This window comes from Collinsella aerofaciens, from assembly GCF_005844325.1.
In the GTDB taxonomy this organism is placed as follows: Bacteria; Actinomycetota; Coriobacteriia; order Coriobacteriales; family Coriobacteriaceae; genus Collinsella; species Collinsella aerofaciens_G.
This window is the reverse complement of the sequence record NZ_SPFY01000057.1, coordinates 1-1,507: the sequence shown is the minus strand read 5'-3', so window position 1 is coordinate 1,507 and position 1,507 is coordinate 1. Positions and strand designations below refer to the sequence as shown.

Genomic DNA, 1,507 nt, shown 5'->3' with positions numbered 1-1,507 from the left:
CGGTGGCGCGCGCAGACGTGGTGTAAGAGTGTCCTGAGGTCCGTCGCTGCAAGCCCCGATGTTACTCCTTCTTGAGGCCGCGCTTCTCGACTATCTCGTCCACTATCTCCCTGGCGCGCCGCCCGAGCGCGCGGCGCCTCCCCTCTGTCGGGGCCGGCCTGTCCGCGGGCTCGGCGAAGCCCTCGGCGGCCGAGGCCTCGGAGAACACGCGCTGCTGGGACCACTGCCCCTCGGTCTCCATGAGGCTCGCGCACGTCAGACGCAGCATCGACTCCCTCGAGGGGAAGGACTGCACGACCCTGTAGCGGCGCTTGATCTCGCGGTTGGCGCGCTCCTGGACGTTGTTGGTGCGGAGCTTGGCCCAGTGCGCCCTGGGGAAGGCCGTGAACGCCAGCGCGGAGTCCTCGGCCTGCTCGAAGACCTCGCCGGCCCTGGCGGACACCGACGCCACCCAGGGCGCCGCCTCGGCCCACACGCAGCGCGCGAGGTCGGGGTCGTCCTGGTAGACCGCGGCGTGCACGAGGTCCCTGACGGCCGCCTTGGAGTCCTCGGGCCTGCCCGAGCAGGCGCTCTGGAGGTTGCGCTGCAGGTGCGTCACGCAGCGCTGCCAGGCGCAGCCCTGGAACAGGCGCGAGACGGCGGCCACGAGCCCGGCGTGGCTGTCGGAGACCACGAGGCGAACGCCGGCCAGCCCGCGCTCGCGCAGCCCGCCGAGGAATGCCGCCCAGGAGTCCTCGCTCTCGGTGTCGACCACGTCGCAGCCCAGGAAGTGCTTGCGCCCGTCGGCGCCCAGCCCGATCGCGGTCACGACGCCCTGCGAGACGACCGACGAGCCGACCCTGCAGCTCATGTAGGTGGCGTCGAGCCACAGGTAGCAGCACGGCGTGCCCGAAAGGTCGCGGCGGCGGAACTCCGCCACCTCGGCGTCGAGGTCGGAGCAGAGGCTCGAGACCTCCGAGCTCGACAGCGAGGATATGCCCAGCTTGGACGCCACGCGCTCGACCTTGCGGGTGGACACGCCGCACACGTACATCTCCTGCACGAGGGCGGCCACCGAGGTGTCGACGCGCGACCATCGCGCGAGCATGCCCTCGGGGTAGTAGGTGCCGTGCCTGAGCTTGGGTATCTCGAGCTCCACGTCGCCCACGGCGGTCTTGAGCGACCTGGGGCGGTAGCCGTTGCGGCTGTTCTCCCTGCCGTCGCTGCGCTCGTTACGGCCCGCGCCGCACATCTGCTGGGCCTCGGAGTCCATCAGCGCGTTCATCACGCCGCCCAGCACCCTACACGCGAACTCGCGCGCGTCGCCGCACTCCTGCCAAAGCCTCGCCGCCTCGAGGGCCTCGTCGCGGCCGAGGCGCAGTACACTCTCTTCTTGGGGCATCGCCTTTCCTTCCATTCGTCACCTTCATTACTCCAACGACGAATTCTAGGCGGTGTCCCCTCCCTTTCAAGAAAGGGAAGAGGCGGGTCATGCCCCGCCTCTTACACCACATCTCTGCGCGCTACC

The 1,507-nt window shown here is 69.9% G+C and carries 1 protein-coding gene; it reads right to left on the bottom strand.

Features of this window, described 5'->3' with window-relative positions; translation table 11 throughout:
• Nucleotides 1-61 precede the first annotated feature (61 nt).
• Entirely contained in the window at nt 62-1,381 is a 1,320-nt protein-coding gene (locus tag FGQ61_RS09535) for an IS256 family transposase (protein WP_229025992.1), read from the bottom strand.
• Nucleotides 1,382-1,507 lie beyond the last annotated feature (126 nt).

Coding starts and splice junctions, on each gene's coding strand:
- FGQ61_RS09535 (WP_229025992.1), bottom strand. CDS start 1,381: ATGCCCCAAGAAGAGAGTGTACTGCGCCTCGGCCGCGACGAGGCCCTC.